The sequence below is a fragment of the Pararcticibacter amylolyticus genome (genome assembly GCF_003130405.1).
Taxonomy (GTDB): Bacteria; Bacteroidota; Bacteroidia; order Sphingobacteriales; family Sphingobacteriaceae; genus Arcticibacter; species Arcticibacter amylolyticus.
In genome coordinates this window covers 264,695-269,277 of the sequence record NZ_QEAS01000001.1, presented here as the reverse complement: position 1 = coordinate 269,277, position 4,583 = coordinate 264,695, and the positions used below count along the sequence as shown (strand labels likewise).

General features: G+C 44.4%; 4 protein-coding genes. All 4 read right to left on the bottom strand.

From position 1 onward, the window contains the following. Window positions 1-96: 96 nt before the first annotated feature. Window positions 97-1,749, bottom strand: coding sequence for a pyruvate dehydrogenase complex dihydrolipoamide acetyltransferase (locus DDR33_RS01130; protein WP_109413918.1), 1,653 nt, complete (start codon window positions 1,747-1,749; stop codon window positions 97-99). Between the two features lie 30 nt (window positions 1,750-1,779). Beyond that, on the bottom strand, window positions 1,780-2,775 hold the full coding sequence (gene pdhA, locus DDR33_RS01125; RefSeq protein WP_109413917.1) for a pyruvate dehydrogenase (acetyl-transferring) E1 component subunit alpha: 996 nt from the start codon (window positions 2,773-2,775) through the stop codon (window positions 1,780-1,782). 84 nt (window positions 2,776-2,859) lie between these two features. Further along, window positions 2,860-3,366 (bottom strand): DinB family protein, encoded by a 507-nt coding sequence (locus tag DDR33_RS01120; protein WP_109413916.1) that lies wholly within the window; start codon window positions 3,364-3,366, stop codon window positions 2,860-2,862. After that, window positions 3,347-4,583: sensor histidine kinase (locus DDR33_RS01115; protein WP_238387614.1), on the bottom strand; the 1,237-nt coding region annotated here is incomplete at its 5' end. The genes DDR33_RS01120 and DDR33_RS01115, both read right to left, overlap by 20 nt.

The following is a 4,583-nucleotide window of genomic DNA, read 5'->3' as shown; positions in this document are numbered from 1 at the left end:
TTAAATTAGCTATTTAAACAAGAGAGGCTGTATCATCTGATACAGCCTCTCTTGTTTATAGTTATTAAACAGCTTCAACAGCCAGTTCCTGATAACTTATACAAGCAATCTTACTGGTTCTTCCAATAATGCTTTGAAAGTCTGGAGGAATGAAGCTCCCATCGCTCCGTCCACTACGCGGTGGTCGGCGCTTAAAGTAACTTTCATTACGTTTCCGGGCACTACAGCTCCGTTTTTAACAACGGGTACTTGCTGGATGCCTCCGACAGCAAGGATACAGGCATCGGGCGGGTTGATAATAGCTGAAAACTCATCTACTCCGAACATACCGAGATTCGATACTGTGAAGGTAGAGCCTTCCCAGTCTGACGGCTGTAATTTTTTATTTTTGGCTTTCTGTGCGAAGTCTTTCACTTCAACAGAGATGTGAGATAACGTTTTGCCATCGGCGAAGCGAACTACCGGAACAAGAAGCCCTTCGTCAACTGCTACAGCAACACCTACATTCACATGCTCGTTCACACGGATCTTGTCGCCTCTCCATGAAGAATTTACTCCCGGATGTTGTTTTAATGCAACAGCAACAGCTTTAATCACCATGTCGTTAAAGGAAATCTTCACCGGAGCAAACTCATTCATTTTTGCTCTTGCAGAGATTGCACTATCCATATCAATACTCATAGTGATATAGATGTGGGGGGCTGTGAATAAGCTTTCCGATAATCTCTTGGCGATGGTTTTACGCATCTGTGTTACTGGTTTTTCAGTATATTTCTCTTCGCCGATATACTGAGGGATAGTAACAGCCGGAGCGTCTTTCTTTCCTTCTTTTGCAGCCTGAGCCTCAGGAGCAGCAGCTGGTTTCGCAGCAGGAGTATAGTTTTCGATATCTTTCTTTACGATACGTCCGCCTTCTGCGCTGCCTTTGACATCGGAAAGATCAATTCCCTTATCTTTTGCAATTTTCTTTGCAAGAGGAGAGGCCTTTACGCGGGAATCAGAGTCTGAGCTTTTTTCTGCTGTAGTCTCAGTCTGTGCTGGCTGAGCAGCAGCTTTCGGTTCGTCTTCCTTCTTTGCTTCTTCTTTTGCAGGTGCGGCGCCTCCCTTAAGCAAAGGAGTAACATCGGTTCCTTCTTTACCGACAATTGCGATAATATCGTTCACCTTGGCTGCCTGGCCTTTCTCTACACCAATGTAAAGCAGTGTCCCTTCTGCATAGGCTGTGACGTCCATTGTTGCTTTGTCTGTTTCGACATCAGCAAGCGTATCATCACTTTTTACCTGGTCGCCAACTTTTTTATGCCATTCTGCGATTACCCCTTCAGTCATGGTATCGCTTAATAACGGCATGCGGATAACAGTAGCACCAAGTGATTCGGGATCTACCGCAGCCGTATCTCCGGAAGAACTATCTGCATCAGCTGTTTTTGCTTCCGGTTTATCTGCTGTTTCTGTGGCTTCTGTCTTGCCAGCGGAGCCTTCTCCATTAAGAGCAGCTTTATAATCTTCACCTTCTTCACCCAGTACAGCAATAACAGAATCAACAGGAACAGTAGAGCCTTCTTCAGCTCCGATATACAAAATTGTACCTTCCTGGTATGATTCAAAATCCATTGTTGCCTTGTCGGTTTCCACTTCAGCGATCAGGTCGCCTGAGCTTATTTTATCACCGACTTTCTTGTGCCATTTCGCGATCACCCCTTCAGTCATGGTGTCGCTCATTTTAGGCATGCGAACTACTTCAGCCATTTTATATACGGTTTTTGTCTGACAAATTAATTAGCTTCTAATAAAAGGATAGTCTTCCTGTACGTATACATCTTTATACAGTTCAGAAGGATCAGGCCATGGTGACTCTTCAGCAAATTTTACCGACTCATCTACAATAGCTTTCACTTTTTTATCAATTTCCTCGAACCAGGCTTCGTCAGCATAGCTGTTCTGAACGATAGCATGTTTAACCACTCCGATGGGGTCTTTTGCTTTATATCTTTCGAGCTCATCCTTTGTACGGTATTTTGCAGGGTCTGACATCGAGTGCCCCTTGTAACGGTAAGTACGAACTTCAAGGAAAGACGGGCCTTCACCGGTACGTGCACGCTGAACAGCTGCGTCCATTGCATTATGAACAGCTACTGGATCCATTCCGTCAACAGGCTCTGACGGCATATCAAAGCCAAGGCCTATTTTGTAGATGTCCTCCATGTTAGTTGTTCTTGCAACAGATGTTCCCATTGCATAACCGTTGTTTTCGCAAACGAATATAACAGGCAGCTTCCAGATCATGGCCATGTTGAACGTTTCGTTCAATGCACCCTGCCTTACAGCTCCGTCGCCCATGTAACACACGCAAACATTGTCGGTGCCCATGTACTTCTCTGCAAAAGCAATACCAGCACCCAAGGGGATCTGGCCTCCAACAATTCCATGTCCGCCGAAGAACTTATGCTCTTTGCTGAACATGTGCATGGAACCGCCTTTTCCTTTGGAGCAACCTGTGGCTTTACCATATAATTCTGCCATAACCTCGTTCGGGGTCATGCCCTTTGCAATAGCATGAGCATGGTCGCGGTAAGCTGTGATCATTGAATCTTCTGGCTTAAGCACGGACATTGTTCCTGCTACAACGGCTTCCTGTCCGATGTATAAGTGACAAAAACCTCTAATTTTCTGCTGACCATAAAGTTGTCCTGATTTTTCTTCGAACTTACGCATCAACAGCATGGATTCATACCAGTACAGGTAGGTATCTTTGGTAATTTCAATTGAACTCATTTGTCAATAATGTGTTTTTTGGGATGGCAAATCTAACCATAACTTCATAAAAAAAAGAAAATCACTCTGGTTTTGCGTTCTGAATTACAAATATCGCTCAGTTATGATTTTCCGATGATGATTTATATGTCCTGCAATTATAAATAATAAGGCGCGTACACTGATATTGTAATTATTAGCTGTGCCTGTTTTTGACAATTCTTCTTCTCCGAATGACCGGAATAAATAAAGGTTCGCCTCCCGTAGAACGCGGAACTCTGCGATTAGTTTGCGGAAATCCTGACTTTTGTAGCCGGAGTTTTCCACATAGGCGTTCTCATCGTATCCCGGCAGGGAGATTGTTTCTCCCCTTGCAATGCAGAGCGCACGGTAAGTCATGATCCTTTCTGTGTCTATCAGGTGACCAAGGAGTTCCTTTACAGTCCATTTCCCCGGAGCATATGCGTGAGCGGCTTTTTCATCAGGTATGGATTCAAGGAATGCAGGCAGCTCTCTTGCCTGACGGGCAAGCTGATCTATTACATTGTCTGTCACTGAGTCAATGTAATTACTGTAAACGGGAGCGTATTCTTCAGGTTGTGGCCGGTTCATAAGTTGTACTGCTTTTCAGGATGATCCTCATGGTGGTTCCTTTCCCTGGTTCCGACTCTTTCACAAAGATCTGTCCGTTATGATAATTTTCAATAATCCTGCGTGTCAGTGACAAGCCCAATCCCCAACCCCGCTTTCTGGTGGTGTATCCGGGCTGGAATATCGTTTCAAACTTAAGGCGCGGAATGCCTTTCCCGGTATCGGTGACATCGATGAAAACCTGCTCTTTTACCAGGTTTTCAATTATGGAGACCTCTATTTTTCCTTCCCCTTCTATTGCATTCACCGCATTTTTCAGCAGGTTCTCAATCACCCAGTCGAAAAGAGGTGCATTCATCATCGCTTCTACTTCAGTGTCTCCTGAAACAGAGAAGGTAATTTTATCGCTCGTCCGGATCTTGAAATAGTTTACGTATTCTTTCACTACGCTGTATACGACAGAACTTTGCAGAACTGCCTTGGATCCAATTTTGGAGAACCGGTCTGCAACCCTTTCAAGCCGTTTAACATCGTTTTCCATTTCAAGTATTAGAGGGTCGTCATCGGCGTTGAATTTTTCCTTAAGAAGTTCAGTCCACGCCATCAGAGCCGAAATAGGAGTTCCGAGCTGGTGGGCAGTTTCCTTTGCAAGACCTACCCAAACCAGATTTTGCTCTGAGCGTCTGGATGAACTGAATACCATATAGGCAACAAGAAGAAAAATAGCTATTACCGTTAACTGGATATACGGGAACACTCTTAACTGGGTAAGCAGTAAAGAATCCTTGTAATAGACAAACCATTTGTCGCCGTTTGCTTTCGTAATAACAATGGGGAGGTGCTGCGATTTCATCTCTTCCAGCTGCATCCGAAAATAAGCCGGATCATAAGTTTTCCTGTTGAATACAGGCGATTCTATTCCGGCAGTAGCTTCCTGAGGGATGATCGTCTTTGTGCTGTCGAGCCCTTTCCAGTAAATAATGCTGTCCCTTTCGTCTGTAAGGATAGCCGGCATTGTCAGACTGTCGCGCACTGAATAAATATAGGTCAGAAATTCATCGTTTGTGTCTTCAATTTCTACAATCTTCTTTGTGCTCATTGCCCATACCTCTGCTCTTGTTCTCTCAGAAAGTGAGATGTTCTTCACAAGGTAATAGCTGTACCATAAGGATGCAGCGGCTATTATCGTTGCAAAAGCCAGCAGCAGAAATTTCCAGCGACGTTTCTGTTCGTATGGG